Below are 19,346 nucleotides of genomic sequence, written 5' to 3' on the forward strand. Positions count from 1 at the left end.
TCGATCGCTTTCACGATTTTCTTTGCCGCTTTCTCCGCAGGGATACCGTTGTTTTGACCATCGTCCATTTGCCCGTGTTTTCTGCCGTCCGCTTCCAGCGCGTTATAGGAGATATTTGTTTTTACCCGTCCGGGGCAGACCATCACCACCCGGATATTCCGGTCGTAATATTCCGCGTGAAGGGTTTCGAAGAAACCGTAGAGGGCGAATTTAGAGGAGGCATAGGCCGATCGCAGAGGAAAGCCGAATTTTCCGGAGATACTGGTGGTGACAGCAATGGTGCCCCCTCCGTTCTCTATCATTCCGGGCAGTAATCGTTTACTGATCTTTACCGGTGCAAAGAAGTTCACGGCCATGATCTTTTCATCCACCTTATCATCTGTTTCCAAAACTTTGGAACGTTGGCTGATGCCGGCGTTGAGGAACGCGATATCGATCTTCCCGAAAGCGGCGATGGCTTTGTCTGTCAGCTCGTCGATATGTGCCAGGTCGGACAGGTCGTATGGCAATATCACGCATTGCGCTCCACGGCGGATACACTTTCCCTGCACATCCGCCAACCTGTCGGTTCGGGTAGCCGTAAGGATCAGATTGACTCCCTTCTGTGCATAGAGGTAAGCGCACGCCTCGCCTATACCCGACGAGGCGCCCGTGATCCATATTGTTCTGTTTTCGACTTTCTCCATTGGGGATATAGGATTTCGGATTTCAAGATTTGACTATGTCGATTTTGGCTCCGCCGAACGTTGTTTCAATTCAAGATCATTAAATCTACTAATCGTTAAATCATTACATCACTTCTAATTTCTAATTTCAACTAATCATCAAATCAATCAATTGGCACATTGGCATATTGACTCATTAGCACATTCACTAATCAGCACATCATCACATCAACAAATTGACCTTCCCACCTTCCCGCCTTTGCACCTTTATAATTAGCTCATTGGCACATCGACAAATCAGCACATTAATTCAGTCCCTCATTACTTCGTTCCATAGTTGTGCGCGGTAGTCGTCAATGGAGTGGGGGGCACATTCATCCACATTATATACATTATGGGAAGTATAGATCATCTGCTCCAGGAAATAAGGCGCACGATTAGGCCCTTCGCCTATGTTAAGCAGTACCGTCTCCCCGTTTTTGATCAGGTTCTTCCTGAGTGCGACAAAGAATCCGGCGATCGAAACGGCTGAAGCCGGTCCCGGGATGACTTTCTGCTCATAGGCCGTCAGTTTACCCACGGGGACCAGTTTCTTTTCATGCATCCGCAGGAAGCTGCCGCCCGACTTTTTCACCAATTTCGCTACGATAGGATAGGTGGCCGGGTTGCCGGTCGCCAGGGTAGGCACCTCCGTTTGAGGATTATTAATGATGGGATATTTCTTCTCAAAACCTTCGGGAAATCCGGCGGCTTCCGCATCTTCCCACGCCTGTACCATGGGATCGCATCCGTCTGTCTGTACCAGGAGGAAACGCGGATTTTTCAACCCGGGATAGACCTGTTTGATCTCGCGGATACCTTTATCGATAGCGATCGGGCCGGTACCGCCACTGACTGCCTGGATATAGACATCGGGGAACTTATCCATCTGGCGGAGCCATTCGAACACCATTGTTTTTTTTGCTTCTATACGGATAGGGTCAATATTGCCGGTCGATATCGGGATGTTGTGCAGCCTGGCATATCCTACCGCAATCTCCTTGGCTTTGGCATAATCGCCCATTACACGGAAAACCTGTTGGCCGTACGAACTGATAGTGGCTTCCGATGTTTTGATGGCATCTTCCGGCATGAACACGGAGCAATTCACCTTTGCCAGAGAAAGATATTTGGCATAGGCTGTAGCCGAATTTCCGGTGGAAGCGATGCAGTATTGGTTGATACCGATCTCGTTAAACAGACTGGCTGCCAGTGAAGCGGCAATATCCTTGAATGTGCCGGTCCCCCCGTTCAGGTCGTTTCTGTACACATGTACGTTGAGATCGAGTCCGTATTTCTTTTTTGCAAATTCTTCCAGAAATATCCACCGCTCTACTGGAATGGCGCCTTCACCTTTCGAGATAATATGCCTTCTGCGTAACAGCGGAAGAAAGGGGAAGTAATGCCAGAAACTGTTGGGGGTACGGCCTATAAGCCGTGGTAACCGCTGATACCTTCTGTTGTACCATACTTCGGAATGTTTACTTCCGCATTTCGGGCATTGTTGATCCTGTTCGAACCAGGTCCAGAAATTGGGAGTTAAATACCCGCACTGGGTACAGGTTAAACGGTACTTGTGTTGAATTTTTATGCGAAGCATCCTGTTTTTTTATGCAATGGACATCGATTTCATCTCGTCGGAGATATATTTTCCCGCTTCAAGATTCACTTTTATCTTCTTGAATACCTCAATGGTCTGATCCACTTCCTCCTGTGTGTGCGAGGCGGTGGGGATTAGCCTGAGCATCAGAACTCCTTTAGGCACCACCGGATACACCACGATAGAGCAAAAAACATTGTGATTTTCCCGCAGATCGATCACGATATTGGTTCCTTCGGGGACAGAGCCGCTAAAATAAACGGGCGTCACCGGTGATTGGGTATTACCGATATTGAATCCTTCCGCGATCAGTCCTTGCTGCAGCGATTTGGCAATTTTCCAGAGGTTTTCTTTGTATTGCGGCTGTGTCTGCACTATTTCGAGGCGTTTCAATGCGCCGATAACCATGGGCATGGGGAGCGATTTAGCAAATATCTGCGACCGCATATTGTATTTCAGTGAATTGACAATGGCTTTTTCGGAAGCGACAAAGGCGCCGATACCGGCCATCGATTTGGCGAAGGTGCCAAAATAAATATCCACTTCGTCCATCAATCCGAAATGTTCGCTTGCACCCGCGCCGGTCTCTCCCATGGTGCCGAACCCGTGTGCATCGTCTATCATAAGGCGGAAATTGTATTTTTCTCTCAGCTTAACGATCCCGGGAAGATTTCCCAAATCGCCTGACATACCGAATACCCCTTCGGTGATCACTAAGATACCACCTCCTGTCTCTTCGGCCTTCCTGGTGGCAAAACCGAGCATCTTGCCGCACCTCTCCATGTCGTTATGGGGATATACAAAACTTTTTCCGCCCTTGGCTTTATGCAGGAAGATACCGTCCATGATACAGGCATGGGATTCGGAATCATAGACAATGACATCGTTTCTCGAAACCAACGAATCGATGATCGATACCATTCCCTGATAGCCGTAATTGAGCAGGTAGGCTGCCTCTTTTTTCTCAAACGCGGCGAGTTTTTCTTCTAACTCCTTGTGATATTTCGTCTGACCCGACATCATGCGCGCCCCCATGGGGTATGCCATACCCCAGTCGGCCGCAGCTTTCGCATCGGCTTCACGCACTTCGGGATGGTTGGCCAATCCCAGGTAGTTGTTCAGACTCCAGGTGATCACCTCTTTGCCGAGAAATCTCATCCTGGGGCCTATTTCGCCTTCCAATTCGGGAAATATAAAATATCCTTCCGCTTTTTTACGATACTGTTCAAGCGGACCTTCGGCACTTTTCAGCCGGTCAAAAATATCTGTCATGATTGAATATGATTGTAATGATTTTCCTTTTTGCAAAAATAGCTGTTTCTACACTAACTTTTACTCCTGTCTTTTACTTCCACAAAATCCGCATCTTCGATTTCGCTCGATTCGAAGTTTTTTTTCTGATATTCAATGATTCTATCTTGTTGGTTTTCAGATTGTTTTGACTGCTGTGCTCGTTGCCGTTGGTAGCTTGAAGCTTGCCTTCCCCGCTTCCCCATTAGAAAAACCGCGAATGACTTTAACAGAAAGTAAACGACAATAAAACCCAGAAGAAATTTAATTAGGAATCCCATATATGGTGTGATAATTTGATTTAGGAATAAAGATACAATGATTCATGCAATGGTAACCAATCTCTTTGAATTATTTAACGGTTGACTTCTCTTTGCTACGGCCTGCAATGGAAAGTAGGATATAGGCCACGATTCCCCAGGCGACACCGCTGATCCCCAGCAGCGCTACGAGCAGGATCATCAGGAGAATCAGAATGATCTGTCTTTCATTCCCTTTGAGGGCTAATTTTTTGATCTTAAATGAGAACATCGGTATTTCGGAGATCATTAACAAAGACATCAGGATGATAAGGATGAGCGTGAGATAAGAAAAGTATTCATTGGTCGATATCACTTCTACCATTCCGTAGCAGTAGCTGATCCAAAACAGTCCGTTGGCGGGAGCGTTAAGCCCCCGGAACGAGGTGGTCTGCCGTTCGTCGATATTGAATTTTGCCAGCCGGTAAGCGGAAAAGACGGGAATAAGAAAGGCCAGGTAGGGAATCCACAGATGCAGAGGTTCCGGATAATCGGGGAGGAAAGAGAAATCGCGGAGCAGGATAAAAACCGCCGACGCAGGGGCTACGCCGAAACTGATCACATCGGCCAGGGAGTCCAGCTCTTTTCCCAAAGGAGAGTAGGCTTTCAACAGGCGTGCGGCCATCCCGTCCAGGAAATCGAACAGGGCTGCAATCGTAACCCATACCGCTACCGCCTTGAAATTACCCTGAAAAGCCATGGAAATGGCTATACATCCTGAGAAGAGATTGGACAAAGTGAGAATATTGGGTATCTGTTTTCTCATAATCCCTTATGTTGACTGTTTGGTAAGTCTTGCCAGAAAGGTGACATTGGAATGGACTTCTTCTCCGAGATCGACCAGTACCTCACTGTCCGGAGGCAGGAAAATATCCATTCTGGAACCCAGTTTGATGAAACCCAGCGGGGCTCCTATATGCACTTCATCTCCTTCTTTCACATAGGTGATAATTCTTCGCGCTACTGCGCCGGCGATCTGTTTTGTAAGTATTACGCCATGATCGGGCGTTTCGATCAGGATATTCGTATGCTCATTTTCATGGCTCGATTTAGGCAGGTATGCCGCATGAAAATTCCCCTCAATATGGGAGAAGTGGGTGATCTTGCCGGAAACCGGTATCCAGTTTGAATGGGCGTTGAAAAACGACATGAAGATGGATATCTGTATACGCTCTTCGTGAAGGAATTCTTTTTCGAATACTTTCTCAATGACTACGATCCTGCCGTCCGTGGGTGCATTTACCAGTCCGTGCAGATCGCCTTTATAGGTGCGCTCGGGCTTTTTATAGAAGTTGAGGGCCATGGCATATAACAGGAGCGACAACATTGACAGAATGACGGTAAAAACCGTGCCGGGCAAAAGGATCGGAAAAATCACATTGATCAGGATAAGCACAATGCCTATTTTTATCAATGCTGACTTACCTTCTTTGTGTATCCGCAGTAGCTTCATTCGGACAAACGGGTTTTGAAATAGCGTTGTTGGTATGTTGAATCAATAGGAGTGCTCGTATCCGGGTCATGGTAGAGGCTATCCGATTTTTTTTCGATCTCCTCCCGGTACCTTTCGGGTATATATTCATCCCAGAATTGTGGTTCCAGATAGGGGACAATGGCGGGAACCACCGCTTCCACCCGCCCGAAGAAGAACGATTCCTCCTTCGTTTTTTTATTGATCACCTGCTCGTGCTGGTCGAGCATCAGCATCAGATTAAGGATGATACTCAGGAAGAGCATCATGGTCCCGGCAGCAATCACGGCTCCCAGCAGGCGGTTGAAGAAACTGAGTAAAACCACATCGATAAATCGTTGCAGTATCTTACCGACCAGGGAAAGAACGACTGCGATGGCCACGAAAGCAAGGATAAAAGACAATACCCTTGCCGCCTCCGGGGAGAGGTCTATCAGCCTGTTTATTTCGGGCAGGATCGTTTGGGCCAGCCTTCCCCCAAAGATGGCGGCCAATACAATGGTTGCCAGTCCTACAAGCTGCATGATCAGGCCTTTACGATATCCGTTGATAAAGGCGATGAGCAGTAATATGCCTACGGTCAGATCGAACCAGTTCATAGCTTTTGTTCAAGATCGGTTTGGCGGGCATCGATCGGTTCATTCAGGAAGATAGATGCCTGTTGTTCGAATTTTTCCGGCGAATCGGTGGTAAAATACTGTATGCTTCCTTTTTTTGTGCATTTCTCCTCCATTTCAGGATGCCTGTGCAGATAATTCCTGAGGCTTTCAGCCACGTATTTCCCTTGGGAGATCACTTTCACATCCTCCGGCAGGTATCGGGTTATCTTGTGCATGAGCAGCGGATAATGGGTACATCCAAGTATAATTGTATCGATAAGAGGATCTTTCTCCAAGAGTCTTTCCAGATGTTGTTGTACAAAATAATCGGCTCCCGGTTTGTCATACTCCCTGTTTTCCACAAGCGGAACCCACATGGGACAGGCCTCCCCTGTTACGGTTATATGAGGATCAAGTTTCCCGGTCTCCAACTCATACGATCCCGACCGGATAGTTCCCTCTGTCCCCAGGATACCTATGTGGCCGCTTTCCGAAAGAGTTACCACCGACTCCGCGGTGGGGCGGATCACTCCCAACACCCTTTTCCGGGGATCAAGCTCCGGTAAATTGACCTGCTGGATAGTCCGTAACGCTTTTGCGGAGGCCGTGTTGCATGCCAGGATCACCAGGTGGCATCCCTGCCTGAAGAACCATTTCACCGCTTCGAGTGTGAACTGGTATACCCGTTCATAGGAACGATTGCCATACGGAGCACGGGCATTGTCTCCCAGGTAGATGTAGTCATTCTCCGGCATCAGCGCCCTTATTTCGGAGAGTACCGTAAGCCCGCCGTATCCAGAATCGAAGATGCCGATCGGTCCCGCTTGCCGCCCTCTGTGGTCAATTTGTTTCTCCACGTCTGTCGAGGATCGCTTAGCGGATGCCCAGTTTCAGTTTTACATAGGGATTGGCATCCACCGCATCGGGCGATACGAAAGCAATTCCCGGGTTGGCCAGATCGTAGATCACGGTATATCCGCGCTCAATTCCGACAGCGTGAATGGCATTGTTTATTTTTTGTTTCAGGGGTTCCAATAATACTTTTTCCTGATTTTCAATGTCCTTCTGAGCCAGTTCCATGAATTGCCTTATCCTGTTTTCCAGTTCGGTAAGCTCCTGCATCCTGCGCAGCTTGATATTCTCTGAAAGAGAGGCTTGATAAGTGATATAGTCGGAATACTTTTTGTTGTATTCGTTCTGCATCAGTTGAAGCTCTTTTTCGTAATTCTCACTTAATGTAAGCAGTTGTTGTGTGGCCTGTTCCTTTTCAGGAAATTCATCCAGTAATTCGGTTGTATTCACATAGGCAACAGTTACTTGTGGCACCACCTGTGAAAAAGCATTTCCACCGGCCAATAAAATAAGTACGGTAAGCGTGAAAAGAACTTTTTTTGTCATTATCAACTATTTTATAAAGTGAATATTCAGTTAATGGTACCGGGTTGCTATTGTAATTTCTTTTCCAAATCCTGTGTGTTGTGGCCGCATCTGCTCTTATAAGCGGATGCGGCCGCTCTCAGGGTAGGAATTAAAATTACAATGTCAACTGGTTACCATAAAGCCCCGGGATTTCCCGTTCATGACGGGAGGAATCCGTGATGGGGATTTTCTATAATGTTTTTTTAACTTCGGTTTCCTCGTAGGATTCAACGATATCGCCCACTTTTATATCATTAAAATTTCGTATGGTGATACCGCATTCGTAGCCTGAAGTTACCTCTCTGACATCCTCTTTGAATCGTTTCAATGATTCCAGTTCGCCGGTGAAGACCACGATACCGTTGCGGATAAGATGGATACGGCTCGACCGTTTTATCTTACCGTCGCGTACCATACATCCGGCCACAGTTCCCACTTTCGAGATCTTGAATACTTCCAGCACTTCCACGTTGCCGGTGATCTCTTCCTTGATATCGGGAGAAAGCATACCTTCCATGGCAGCCTTCACCTCTTCGATGGCATCGTAAATAATGGAATAGAGGCGGATATCCACACCCTCTTTCTCGGCGTCTTTACGCGCGCCGAGTGAAGGACGTACCTGGAAGCCGATAATAATGGCATCGGAGGCGGCAGCGAGCGTTACATCCGATTCCGAGATCTGGCCTACCGCTTTGTGTATTACATTGACCTGGATCTGTTCTGTGGAAAGCCGTATGAGTGAGTCGGAGAGGGCTTCTACCGATCCGTCCACATCCCCTTTTACAATGATATTCAATTGCTGGAAGTTACCGATGGCAATGCGTCGGCCGATATCGTCGAGTGTAAGCATTTTCTGCGTACGTAACGACTGTTCGCGCTGTAACTGTTCCCTGCGGTTGGCAATTGACCGCGCCTCCTGTTCGGTTTCCATGACGTTGAAAGTGTCGCCGGCCTGAGGTGCTCCGTTCAGACCGAGGATCAGGGCGGGTTCCGACGGGCCTGCCTCATCTATACGCTGATTGCGTTCGTTGAACATTGCTTTTACACGGCCGAAGTAGGAGCCTGCCAGTACGATATCGCCCTGCCTTAGCGTTCCGTTCTCTACCAGTACGGTGGCTACATATCCCCTTCCTTTATCGAGCGACGATTCTATGATGGATCCGACAGCCCTTCGGTCAGGGTTGGCTTTCAGTTCAAGCAGGTCTGCCTCGAGCAGTACCTTCTCCAGCAGTTCGTGAATGCCGATGCCGTTCTTTGCCGATATATCCTGTGATTGGTATTTTCCTCCCCAGTCTTCTACCAGGTAATTCATCTCGGCCAGTCTCTCTTTTATCTTTTCCGGATTGGCTCCCGGTTTATCGATCTTGTTGATGGCGAATACAATGGGTACGCCTGCCGCACCCGCGTGGTTGATAGCTTCCACTGTCTGCGGCATCACATTGTCGTCTGCCGCCACTATAATGATAGCTACGTCGGTCACTTTGGCGCCGCGTGCACGCATGGCGGTAAAAGCTTCATGCCCCGGTGTATCGAGGAAAGTGATCTTGCGTCCGTCCGATAACTGTACGTTGTAGGCCCCGATATGCTGGGTGATACCCCCGGCTTCACCGGCAATTACGTTGGTGCTGCGGATGCTGTCGAGCAGTGAGGTTTTACCGTGGTCTACGTGTCCCATCACCGTAACAATAGGGGGACGCGGTATCAGATCCTCGGGATCATCCTCCTGATCGGCGATCGCCTCAATTACATCGGCGCTCACATACTGGGTCTTGAAGCCGTATTCTTCGGCCACAATGTTGATGGTCTCGGCATCGAGCCGCTGATTGATAGCCACCATTACCCCCAGGCTCATACATGTGGAGATTACGTTGGTTACAGGGACATTCATCATATTGGCCAGGTCGTTTGCCGTTACAAACTCCGTCAACTGCAATATGCGGCTTGCCTTTTCCTGTTGTTTAAGTTCCTCCTGTTGTTTATGGGCGCTGGCTTCACGCTTTTCACGACGGTATTTGGCTCCCCCTTTTTTACCTCTCTTTTCCGTGAGTCTCGCAAGAGTCTCTTTTATCTGTTTTTGAACATCTTCTTCACTGACCGCGGCCTTAAGCGGTTTTCTGAGCGACAGCTTTTTGTTGTTCTTGGAAGTCTGACTATAAGTCGCCGGTTTATCGATGTTTACTTTTCCCGAGCGTATACGCTTTCTCTTTTTCTTTCTGATATCTTCCTCACTCTCAGCAGTGTTTGGCTGTTTTTTCTTTTCATCGATAGCCTCTTTCTTCAGTTGTTTTACCTTTTCCTCTTTCAGTTTTTTGGTGTCGAGTGCTTTCTGTTCGCGTTCAAGTCGTTCTTTCTTCCGCTGGGCTCTCGATTTTCTGGGCGGCCGGGTCCGGTCATTAATGGAATCCAGGTCGATAGATCCCTTCACAACAATATTGGATTCCAGTTTATTCTTATGTAACCGGAATACTTTGTCGGATCTTGTCCCATCCGTTTTTTCTCCTGTTCCGGATTCTTCCTTACGTACCCCCTCTTCCCCGGATTTTTCCGGTTCAGGTTCGGCTTCCGCTTTCACTTCTTCCGAAACTGTTATTTCCGTTTCTTTTGGTCCGGATCTTTCCATTTCTTCTTCATGTATTTTCTCTTCCTGCTTCTCTTCGACTCTCTCTTCTATCTTTTCCTTTACTCTCTCTTCTGTCTTTTCCTTTACCCTTTCTTCTGTTTTTTCTTTTATCTTCTCCTCTGTTTTCTCTTCAACTTTTTCTTTTTCTTCTGCCTGAGGTATTACTTCTTCCACAGGGGTCGGTTTTTTTGTTTCAGGTTCGGGTTGTGCTTCAGTTTCATAGAAATCCCGGGCAACAATCTCTTCGACCGGAGATGGTTGTATGGTCTCTGTCTTCTCTTCTTTCGCAGGCTCTTCGCTCTTTGACTCGCTTTTCTTTTTATGAAGGTTGTCGAGATCAATGCTGCCCACTACATTGAAATGAGGCCTCATCTCACTCGGTATCTCTGTTTCGATGGTCTCTTTTTCCGCCTTTTTCCGGGGGAATTGCTCTTCCGGCAGTTCATACCCTTCTATGGCGATGGTTTCCCGTTTTTCGTCACGGCGATGTAATTTTTCGCGGGTGATGGTCGCCTCTTTGCGTATGTTTTTGTCTTTACCGAATTCGGCAATCAGTATATCATACTGTTCATCCTCAATTTTAGCGTTGGGATTTGCTTCTATTTCAATACCTTTCTTGTGCAGGAATTCAACAAGGGTGTTGATCCCCACATTCAAATTTTTTGATACTTTTATTAGTCTTACAGGCATATATCTCTTCTAACCTTTACTCTCTTTTTTATGTTGTGAGCAGTGTGTGTATTTTGTCTTCCGATCGCGTACCTCGGGGAAAAGCTGTTTTACCGGCTAAGGACCTGAGGAAGATCAATTCTCATCTTCCCTGTCCGTGTCCATACTTATCTCTGTGTCTACATCTGTATCTACATCTACATCTGTATCCGTTTCCACATCAGTAATTCCTTCTGCATCCGTATCTGCAGCTGTCTCTATATTTGTATCCGTATCGTCTTCTTCTTCGAACTCGTAACGTAAAATAGACAGTATTTCGTCTACGGTGCTCTCTTCAAGATCGGCCTCTCTGATCAGTTTTTCACGCCCCATAGAGAGGACGTTCTTGGCTGTGGAGCATCCGATCTTTTTCAATTGGTCGATGATCCAGCCATCGATCTCATCACGGAATTCATCGAGATAGATATCTTCCTCATCCACCTCATCTATGTCGCGGAACACTTCGATATTATAACCGGTAAGCATGGAGGCCAGTTTGATATTGGCGCCTCCCTTTCCGATAGCGAGGGAAACTTCCTCCGGATTGAGAAATACCTCGGCACGACGCTCCTCCTCCCTCACGGTAATAGAGTTGATTCTTGCCGGACTTAGCGCCCGCTGGATATAGAGGGTAGTGTTATTGGTATAGTTGATGACGTCAATATTTTCATTACGCAACTCACGCACGATGCCGTGAATACGGAATCCTTTCATTCCCACACAGGCCCCTACCGGATCGATACGGTCGTCGTAGGCTTCCACAGCCACTTTGGCACGTTCGCCCGGGATGCGGGCAATCCCTTTGATGGTGATCAGTCCGTCGGCAATCTCGGGGATCTCCTGCTCAAACAGCCGTTCAAGGAATATGGGCGAAGTGCGTGAAAGGATGATCCGGGGATTGTTGTTCTTGTTTTCAACGCGTGCTACCACGGCGCGTGCATGTTCTCCCTTCCGGAAGAAATCACTGGGTATCTGTTCCGTCTTGGGCAGGATCAGTTCATTATGTTCATCATCGAGCAGCAACAGTTCCTTTTTCCATACCTGATAGACCTCTCCCGATACAATCTCCCCTACTTTCTCCTTATACTTGTTGTAGAGGTTGTCCTTTTCCAGTTCCAGTATTTTGGAAGCCAGCGTCTGCCTCAGATTCAGGATGGTGCGACGGCCGAAATGATCCAGTGAAACTTCGTCGGTCACTTCTTCTCCTACCTCAAAATCCTCGTCTATTTTCAATGCTTCCGACAGGGTAATTTCCAGGTTGGGATCCTCCAGTTCATCGTCCTCCACAATCACCCTGTTGCGCCATATCTCCAGGTCGCCTTTGTCGGGGTTGATGATAATATCATAATTTTCATCCGTACCGCTGCTTTTGGAGATAACGTTACGGAACGACTCTTCAAGCACGCTGATGAGGGTTGCTTTATCGATATTCTTCAGCTCGTTGAATTCGGAAAATGTATCGATGAGACTGATGGTTTCTTTCTTCTTACCCATATATTATTTAAATCGTATAAGATATTTTGTATGTTTTACTTCATCGAATGCGAAACGTATCTCTTCCTCCACTTCGGTTTTACGTTTGGCGCCTTCGGGTTTTATCTTCTTTGTGGCCGAGACGGTAAATCCTTCGTCATCGGACGATTTCAGCACACCGGTAATTTTTTGTCCGCTCTTGCTGAGCACTTCAATCTCCTTGCCTTCATATTTTTTGTACTGACGCAATATCTTGAAAGGGGAGGAGAGCCCGGCGGAGGTAACAGTCAGTTCGAAATCTTCCGCATCACGGTCGAGTTTCGACTCCAGATACCGGCTCAACGCTACACAATCGTTAATATCCACACTATGATCGTTATCGATTTCGACGGTAATTGTATTATCGGCACTCACCGAAACGTCCGTCAAATAGTTGGGCGAACCTTCCAGATACTGCTTCACGGAATCGATAATCAGTTTCTTTTCGATCATAATAATTATATCTGGCAAGAATAAAAAAGGAAGCGGTGTGTCCTGCTTCCCTCCTTCTTTACGAGTGCAAAGATATTATTTTCAAACGGATTCACAAAATGTTTGTAACTTTTTTTGTATTGGCCGGAATTCCTGTTTAGCGCGGCCGGGTGTGATATTATCTGAAAATATTGTGTAATTTTGTCTCCCGAAAAAAGTCATGCCCCTGAACGGATTGAAGAAGTACAGGCTCCTAAACGGATTGAAATCATGGAAAGAACGGATATCGAAAAGATCGTATATGACAAAAGTGTAATCGACTTTGTCACCATTGCTGTGGAGATTTGTGTGTTCCTGGAAAAAAACGAACTCCTCCCGCGGGAGGAGTGGATAGACAGGATACTGAAAATGCTCCCTCTTTTATATGTGAAGGCGCTTTTACTGCCTGAAACCTTTGCCACGGATGAGGAACTTTCCGCCACTTTTGTGCGTGAAGAGGATTATTCGCGTGTGATGAACGGAATATCGGAGGTGATGGGGGAAGAAGATACCTATCTTGATGTCTTTGTAGAGGATATGAAATACAGCGATACACCTGTCTCTGCATTTGTTTCAGAGAATATTGCAGATATCTATCAGGATATCAGGAATTTCGTATCAGTGTATCAGTTCGGCCTTACAGACCGGATGAACGATGCATTGTTCCAGTGTAAAGAAAACTTCCGTCTCTATTGGGGGCAGAAACTGGTAAACGTGTTGCGCCCGCTGCACACGTTGAAGTGTGCATACATGGAAAATGAAAATGATGAGGCGGATTTATCGGAGGAAGAACTGTGGGATTGACGATTTCAAAAGAACAGATAGCTGAGTTGCCTGTAGAGATGTTCGGGGGTGATATCATTGTCATTGATCATCCGGAGGAGGTACGCGGAGCCTGCCAGTATCTTTCCTCCCAAAGCGCACTCGGTTTTGATACGGAAACCAAACCCGCGTTTAAACGGGGGCAGGTAAATAAGGTAGCGCTCATTCAGCTCGCCACGGAGGACAAGTGTTTCCTGTTCCGCTTAAACCGGATCGGTTATCCCGATGAATTGGAAGCGATCATGAGTGATCCCGGGATCAAGAAAATAGGCCTTTCGTTGCGTGACGATTTTGCTGCCATCAGGAAACGTTCCGTACGTAAACCGGAGAATTTTATTGACCTGCAGGGTTTCGTGGATAAATTCGGTATAGAGGACAACAGCCTGCAAAAGATCTATGCAATTCTTTTCGGCAGGAAGATATCCAAGAACCAGCGCGTTTCGAACTGGGAAGCGGCAGCGCTTACCTCCGCACAACAGTCTTACGCAGCGATCGATGCCTGGGCCTGCCTTCGTATTTACAATCATTTAACCCGAACAGAAAGATGAAACCATACAAAGAGATCCTGTTGCGTCCCGGGAAAGAAGCTTCCCTGCAACGTTTTCATCCCTGGGTTTTCTCAGGAGCTATTGCCCGTAAACCGGAAGATCTGACCGAAGGAGAAACGGTGCGTGTACTGGCTTCCGACGGGTCTTTCCTGGGAGTAGGGCATTTTCAGATCGGCAGTATTACAGTACGTATCCTGTCGTTCCTTGATGAGCCTGTAGATACTGTATTTTACGAAAGAAGCCTGGCGAATGCCTACAAAATGCGAAAAGAACTAAATCTTGTCAGGGCCGATAATAATATCTTCAGGCTGGTGCATGGAGAGGGGGATTTCCTCCCGGGGCTGATTATCGATATATACGGCGATACGGCCGTGATACAAGCTCATTCCGTAGGAATTCACAGAGATCTGGGGTTTGTTACGGGTGCATTAAAACAGATGCTTCCGGACGGTTCCGTGAAACATATCTTCTATAAATCGGAAGGGACATTACCTTATAAAGCCGGGATATTCCCGGAGGACAGTTATCTTTCAGGGGGGAGTGATGTCAATGAGATAGCCGTAGAGAACGGATTGAGGTTTCGTATCGACTGGTTGAAGGGACAAAAGACCGGATTTTTCGTCGATCAGCGGGAAAACCGCGCGCTGCTGGAACATTACGCCAGAAACCGCCATGTGCTGAATATGTTCTGTTATACCGGGGGCTTTTCCGTATATGCCTTGCGGGGCGGGGCCACCACCGTAGAGTCGGTGGACAGTTCTTCGAAGGCGGTTTCCATTACCGATCAGAATGTAACTCTCAATTTCGGTGACGATTCCCGCCACCATTCCTCTCCGGAAGATGCCTTTAAGTTCCTGAAACAGCTTTCCCGCGGCGAAAAGGATCTCATTATTTTGGATCCGCCTGCTTTTGCGAAACACCGGGGAGCCATCAATAATGCGCTGCAGGGCTACAAAAAATTGAATCTTCTTGCACTGGAGAAGATTGCGCCGGGTGGTTTCCTGTTCACATTCTCCTGCTCACAGGTGATCTCCGGTGAGCAGTTCCGGCTTGCGGTTTTCAGCGCTGCGGCCATCTCGGGACGGAAAGTACGCATTTTGCATCAGCTTACGCAGCCTGCCGACCACCCCATCAATATCTACCATCCCGAAGGAGAATACCTGAAAGGATTGGTGCTTCAGATAGAATAAAAGAAAAAAAATCCGGAAAGATGGGTGTTTTTGATAGAATAGCCCTGGAAAAGGCGTTTAAATCTGTTTAAAGCCTCTTTTTTTGGTTAAACTATATAAAATGTCTGATTTTTTCCCATGGAAAGTATGTTTTATAACACAAAAACGTCTATATTTGCAACGTGTTTTTCATGGTATTAGATTTAAGGTTAACAATGAAGATTGGTTGTCGTGAGACAACCTTTCCTTTTTTATAGACCTTCCCACCTTCATTCCTTCTGCGATTTCACAAATTATAAACCGGTTGAATGAGCGAAATGGCGCCATTATTGTTATTTTTGTAATGAAAATTGTGTAAGATGAATTTCAGGACAACTATAGAGATACCGGCATCGGATATACGGATCGATCACTCTACCCGGCTGATGCTTTTCGGTTCCTGCTTTGCTGAGAATATAGGCGGGAAACTTCTGCAATATAAGTTTCAGGTGGATATGAATCCGTTCGGTATTCTGTACAATCCCCTTTCCGTTGCCGCTGCCCTCAGGAGGCTATTGTCCGCAGTTCCCTTTTCAGAAGCTGATCTTGTATTCCACAACGGACTATATCACAGTTTTATGCACCATGGACATTTTTCGGCTCCCGACAAAGATACCTGTCTGCATAATATTTCGGAACGTTTTGAAAGAGCTGCCGGGAGTATCAGGGAAACGGATCTTTTCCTCATTACCTTTGGCTCTGCTTATGCATATAAATGGAGGGAAAACGGTGAAATTACGGGAAATTGCCACAAGTTTCCCGCCCGCCTGTTCCACCGGGTCCGTTTGTCGGTAGATGAGATTACGGAGGAGTGGGGGAAGCTGATCACCACGCTCACGACCATTCATCCGAACATTAAACTGCTGTTTACGGTCAGTCCCGTCCGCCACTGGAAAGAGGGGGCGCATGACAATCAGGTCAGTAAATCCATACTCCATCTGGCGATAGACAATCTGCAGCATCTTTTCGAAGAGAATGTGCGCTATTTCCCTGCCTATGAGGTAATGATCGACGAATTGCGCGATTACAGGTTCTACGGCGAAGATATGATCCACCCTTCCCCTGTCGCGGTAGATTACATCTGGCAACTTTTCGGTAATACATTTTTTTCGGCCGGGACAAGGAAAATCAATGAAGAATGGGAGCAGATCAGGAAAGCGATAGATCATCATCCGCTCCATCCCGGAACGGAAGCTCATGGAGCATTCATAGAGGATACGTTGAGAAAATTGGCCCGTTTTACCCAAAAGTATCCTGAGATTTCATGGGATGAAGAGAAGCATAGGTGGTTCGGTGGAAGAGCGGAAGGTGTCAATGAATGAGACAATACGCCCGTATGCCCATGAGCCAAATCAATAAATCAGTAAATCTACAAATCGGTAAATAGTCGTATGCAATATAATATTCAACAGATAGCGTCCATATTAGGTGTCCTGGTCAGTAAGCAGCAACCCGGTAAAATTACTATCCTGCTCACCGACAGCCGTAAGTTGACACTTCCGTCCGAGACGCTTTTCTTCGCTCTCGAGACTAAAAATAATGACGCACATGTATTTGTAGGGGAGTTGTATGAGAAAGGTGTGCGTAATTTTGTGGTATCTAAGTTCTTGCCGGAATGGAAAAAGTTTGCCGATGCCGATTTCCTGAAAGTGAAAAACACCTTGTCGGCATTGCAGAAGATCGCAGCTTATCATAGAAGGCAGTTCAACATACCGGTGATCGGAATTACGGGGAGTAACGGAAAAACCGTTGTAAAAGAATGGCTCTATCAAATACTTGAAAAGGATTATAACATTGTCCGTTCCCCCAGGAGTTACAATTCCCAGATCGGCGTGCCGTTATCTGTCTGGCAACTCGACGGGGAAACGGAACTGGGTATTTTTGAAGCGGGCATATCGATGCCGGATGAGATGGAAAATCTGGAACCTGTTATCAGACCTACCATCGGGGTCTTGACAAAAATAGGGGAGGCACATCAGGAAAATTTCACTTCTTTACAACAGAAGATCATGGAAAAGCTGGTGCTTTTCACCAATTGCGATGTGTTCATTTTTGATGAAGACAGCGGATTGGTTTCCCAATGCATCGATCAGATGGTGCTTTCACAGAAAACCTTTACCTGGTCGAGAAAAAACAGGAATGCCCATTTATATGTCTCGGCCGTGAAAAAGAGAGGAGACGGTACGGAGATTAACTATTCTCTGCTGGATTTTGACGGCTCCTTCACGATTCCTTTCACTGATGAAGCTTCCATTGAGAATGCCATCAGTTGTCTGGCAGTTGCACTCTATCTGCACGTTTCACCGGAAGAGATCTCGTCCAGGATGGCCATCCTCGAACCGGTGGCCATGCGGTTGGATGTGCGGAAAGGAAAAGAGAATTGCATCATTATCAACGATACCTATAATTCCGATATCAACTCCATTAAAATTGCGCTTGATTTTCAACAACAACGAAAAGTAGACCGCCATCTGAAAAAAACGTTGATCCTTTCCGATATCCTTCAGGCTGGGATGCCGTCGAGACCTCTCTATAAGAAGGTGGAGGAAATGGTGGAACAGAGCGGAGTGGAAAGAATTATCGGGATAGGCAAGGAGATTACCGCCAATCAGGATCTGTTTTCAATGCCGGAGAGATCGTTTTATCAGACGACGGATCAATTTATCTCTTCTGGGGAATGGAAAAAATTCAATCATGAGCTGATCCTGCTGAAAGGAGCACGAAAATATCATTTTGAGCAAATTACTTCCCTTATTGAGGAACGTATCCATGAGACAGTGCTGGAGGTCGATCTGGATGCGGTTGTACATAATTTCAACTTTTACAAGTCGCGTCTGCAACCCGATGTAAAGCTGGTTTGCATGGTGAAGGCCAACGGATATGGGGCCGGTGCCGTGGAAATTGCCAAAACACTCCAATACCACCGTTGTGATTACCTGGCGGTAGCCGTTGCCGACGAGGGTATTCAGCTCAGGAAAGAGGGTATCTCGCTGCCCCTGATTGTGTTGAACCCTGAAGTGAACGGTTTCGAAGAGCTCTTCTCGGCGGACCTGGAACCGGAAGTGTATAATTTCCGTATTCTGGAGTCTTTTATTAAGGAGGCAGAACGAAGAGGGGTCACTCATTATCCCATCCACCTGAAGATCGATACCGGTATGCACCGATTGGGATTCCTTCCGGAACAGATACCGGAGATGATCGCGCTGCTTAAGAGACAAAAAGGGTTGAGAGTACATTCCATATTCTCTCACCTGTCGGCAAGCGAAAGCTGGCATTTCGATGATTTCACCCACCGTCAGATGGATATATTCAGGAATGCGGCAAAGGAAATTGAACAGGCATTCAATTATCCCATATACAAGCATATTCTCAATTCCGCGGGTATGGAACGTTTCCCGGAATCCCGATGGGATATGGCCCGTCTGGGAATCGGATTGTATGGTGTAAGCGCAAGCGGTTTACCGGGGCTTAAGAATGTCTGTACATTGAAGACGACTATCCTGCAGATAAAGCAGATCTCCTCAAACGAGACTATTGGTTACGGGAGGAAAGAAAAACTGGATCGTGACGCCCGTATCGCGACCATTCGGTTCGGTTATGCTGACGGACTGGACAGGCAATTCGGTAACCGAAAAGGAAAAGTGCTTATCAATGGGCAATATGCTCCCATTGTAGGAAATGTATGTATGGATCTTTGCATGGTAGATGTGACCGGCATTCACGCAGAGGAGGGCGATACGGTCATCCTGTTTGGAGAAAATCTGTCCGTGATTGAACTTGCGGAAAGTATCGGCACCATTCCTTATGAGATACTGACCTCCGTCTCTTCCCGGGTAAAACGTATCTATATCAAAGAATAGTCTGAACCTTATCGGAACCGCAGGCGGCTTCCGGAATTCATCCCCCCAGAACCTTGTAATATTATTCTGTGGTTAGTACATAAAAAAATATCCCGGTAATGCCGGGATATTTTTTTATTCAGTATTTGCTATAACCTTATCCTAGTCAACGAAGAAGATAGCAACACGGTTCCAGTCGTTTTCTGCATATGGCTGTTGGGTATCACCCTTCCAGT

General features: G+C 46.9%; 16 protein-coding genes. 5 read left to right on the forward strand and 11 right to left on the reverse strand.

Translation table 11 applies throughout. The features are described from left to right. The 11 genes from Q0502_RS11240 to rimP form a co-directional block, all read right to left on the reverse strand. A partial coding sequence (locus Q0502_RS11240) for an SDR family NAD(P)-dependent oxidoreductase (RefSeq protein ID WP_298650768.1) occupies nt 1-686 on the reverse strand: 686 nt, incomplete at its 3' end. 289 nt (nt 687-975) lie between these two features. Further along, nucleotides 976-2,304 (reverse strand): pyridoxal-phosphate dependent enzyme, encoded by a 1,329-nt coding sequence (locus tag Q0502_RS11245; RefSeq protein ID WP_298650769.1) that lies wholly within the window; start codon nt 2,302-2,304, stop codon nt 976-978. Between the two features lie 9 nt (nt 2,305-2,313). After that, nucleotides 2,314-3,576, reverse strand: a complete 1,263-nt coding sequence (locus Q0502_RS11250; protein WP_298650771.1) for a pyridoxal phosphate-dependent aminotransferase family protein — start codon at nt 3,574-3,576, stop codon at nt 2,314-2,316. Between the two features lie 369 nt (nt 3,577-3,945). After that, nucleotides 3,946-4,659 carry a CDP-diacylglycerol--serine O-phosphatidyltransferase gene (pssA, locus tag Q0502_RS11255; RefSeq protein WP_298650773.1) on the reverse strand — a complete coding sequence of 238 codons (714 nt, stop codon included), beginning with the start codon at nt 4,657-4,659 and terminating at the stop codon, nt 3,946-3,948. A 6-nt stretch (nt 4,660-4,665) separates the two neighbouring features. Next, nucleotides 4,666-5,346 (reverse strand): phosphatidylserine decarboxylase family protein, encoded by a 681-nt coding sequence (locus tag Q0502_RS11260; protein ID WP_298650774.1) that lies wholly within the window; start codon nt 5,344-5,346, stop codon nt 4,666-4,668. Continuing rightward, a complete protein-coding gene (locus tag Q0502_RS11265) occupies nt 5,343-5,963 on the reverse strand; it encodes a CvpA family protein (protein ID WP_298650776.1) in 621 nt (206 codons plus the stop codon). Before Q0502_RS11265 ends, Q0502_RS11260 begins: the two co-directional genes overlap by 4 nt. Next, on the reverse strand, nt 5,960-6,820 hold the full coding sequence (murI, locus tag Q0502_RS11270; RefSeq protein ID WP_298650777.1) for a glutamate racemase: 861 nt from the start codon (nt 6,818-6,820) through the stop codon (nt 5,960-5,962). The genes Q0502_RS11265 and murI overlap by 4 nt, the downstream gene beginning before the upstream one ends. Nucleotides 6,821-6,836: 16 nt before the next feature. After that, a complete protein-coding gene (locus Q0502_RS11275; protein ID WP_298650779.1) occupies nt 6,837-7,361 on the reverse strand; it encodes an OmpH family outer membrane protein in 525 nt (174 codons plus the stop codon). Between the two features lie 211 nt (nt 7,362-7,572). Beyond that, the gene (gene infB / locus Q0502_RS11280; protein WP_298650780.1) at nt 7,573-10,692 is read right to left on the reverse strand and encodes a translation initiation factor IF-2; all 3,120 of its coding nucleotides are present in this window, start codon (nt 10,690-10,692) and stop codon (nt 7,573-7,575) included. A 114-nt stretch (nt 10,693-10,806) separates the two neighbouring features. Further along, on the reverse strand, nt 10,807-12,204 hold the full coding sequence (nusA, locus tag Q0502_RS11285; RefSeq protein WP_298650782.1) for a transcription termination factor NusA: 1,398 nt from the start codon (nt 12,202-12,204) through the stop codon (nt 10,807-10,809). Between the two features lie 3 nt (nt 12,205-12,207). Continuing rightward, a complete protein-coding gene (rimP, locus tag Q0502_RS11290; RefSeq protein WP_298650784.1) occupies nt 12,208-12,675 on the reverse strand; it encodes a ribosome assembly cofactor RimP in 468 nt (155 codons plus the stop codon). 180 nt (nt 12,676-12,855) lie between these two features. Here rimP and Q0502_RS11295 point away from each other — a divergent pair, with 180 nt between their 5' ends. The 5 genes from Q0502_RS11295 (at nt 12,856) to Q0502_RS11315 (ending at nt 19,131) form a co-directional block, all read left to right on the forward strand. Next, nucleotides 12,856-13,497 (forward strand): DUF5063 domain-containing protein, encoded by a 642-nt coding sequence (locus tag Q0502_RS11295; RefSeq protein ID WP_298650785.1) that lies wholly within the window; start codon nt 12,856-12,858, stop codon nt 13,495-13,497. A 38-nt stretch (nt 13,498-13,535) separates the two neighbouring features. After that, the gene (locus tag Q0502_RS11300; protein WP_298650793.1) at nt 13,536-14,063 is read left to right on the forward strand and encodes a 3'-5' exonuclease; all 528 of its coding nucleotides are present in this window, start codon (nt 13,536-13,538) and stop codon (nt 14,061-14,063) included. Next, a complete protein-coding gene (locus Q0502_RS11305) occupies nt 14,060-15,253 on the forward strand; it encodes a class I SAM-dependent rRNA methyltransferase (RefSeq protein ID WP_298650787.1) in 1,194 nt (397 codons plus the stop codon). The genes Q0502_RS11300 and Q0502_RS11305 overlap by 4 nt, the downstream gene beginning before the upstream one ends. Nucleotides 15,254-15,591: 338 nt before the next feature. Next, nucleotides 15,592-16,593, forward strand: a complete 1,002-nt coding sequence (locus Q0502_RS11310; protein ID WP_298650789.1) for a GSCFA domain-containing protein — start codon at nt 15,592-15,594, stop codon at nt 16,591-16,593. 69 nt (nt 16,594-16,662) lie between these two features. Next, nucleotides 16,663-19,131, forward strand: coding sequence for a bifunctional UDP-N-acetylmuramoyl-tripeptide:D-alanyl-D-alanine ligase/alanine racemase (locus Q0502_RS11315; RefSeq protein ID WP_298650791.1), 2,469 nt, complete (start codon nt 16,663-16,665; stop codon nt 19,129-19,131). The last annotated feature ends 215 nt before the right edge of the window (nt 19,132-19,346 follow it).

Source organism: uncultured Proteiniphilum sp. (assembly GCF_937873925.1).
In the GTDB taxonomy this organism is placed as follows: Bacteria; Bacteroidota; Bacteroidia; order Bacteroidales; family Dysgonomonadaceae; genus Proteiniphilum.

What these genes read in the sequence shown, in the direction of transcription:
- Q0502_RS11250 (WP_298650771.1), bottom strand. Translation starts at nt 3,576, where the DNA reads ATGACAGATATTTTTGACCGGCTGAAAAGTGCCGAAGGTCCGCTTGAA.
- Q0502_RS11260 (WP_298650774.1), bottom strand. Translation starts at nt 5,346, where the DNA reads ATGAAGCTACTGCGGATACACAAAGAAGGTAAGTCAGCATTGATAAAA.
- Q0502_RS11315 (WP_298650791.1), top strand. Translation starts at nt 16,663, where the DNA reads ATGCAATATAATATTCAACAGATAGCGTCCATATTAGGTGTCCTGGTC.
- Q0502_RS11245 (WP_298650769.1), bottom strand. Translation starts at nt 2,304, where the DNA reads ATGCTTCGCATAAAAATTCAACACAAGTACCGTTTAACCTGTACCCAG.
- nusA (WP_298650782.1), bottom strand. Translation starts at nt 12,204, where the DNA reads ATGGGTAAGAAGAAAGAAACCATCAGTCTCATCGATACATTTTCCGAA.
- pssA (WP_298650773.1), bottom strand. Translation starts at nt 4,659, where the DNA reads ATGAGAAAACAGATACCCAATATTCTCACTTTGTCCAATCTCTTCTCA.
- Q0502_RS11265 (WP_298650776.1), bottom strand. Translation starts at nt 5,963, where the DNA reads ATGAACTGGTTCGATCTGACCGTAGGCATATTACTGCTCATCGCCTTT.
- Q0502_RS11300 (WP_298650793.1), top strand. Translation starts at nt 13,536, where the DNA reads ATGTTCGGGGGTGATATCATTGTCATTGATCATCCGGAGGAGGTACGC.
- infB (WP_298650780.1), bottom strand. Translation starts at nt 10,692, where the DNA reads ATGCCTGTAAGACTAATAAAAGTATCAAAAAATTTGAATGTGGGGATC.
- rimP (WP_298650784.1), bottom strand. Translation starts at nt 12,675, where the DNA reads ATGATCGAAAAGAAACTGATTATCGATTCCGTGAAGCAGTATCTGGAA.
- Q0502_RS11275 (WP_298650779.1), bottom strand. Translation starts at nt 7,361, where the DNA reads ATGACAAAAAAAGTTCTTTTCACGCTTACCGTACTTATTTTATTGGCC.
- Q0502_RS11305 (WP_298650787.1), top strand. Translation starts at nt 14,060, where the DNA reads ATGAAACCATACAAAGAGATCCTGTTGCGTCCCGGGAAAGAAGCTTCC.
- Q0502_RS11310 (WP_298650789.1), top strand. Translation starts at nt 15,592, where the DNA reads ATGAATTTCAGGACAACTATAGAGATACCGGCATCGGATATACGGATC.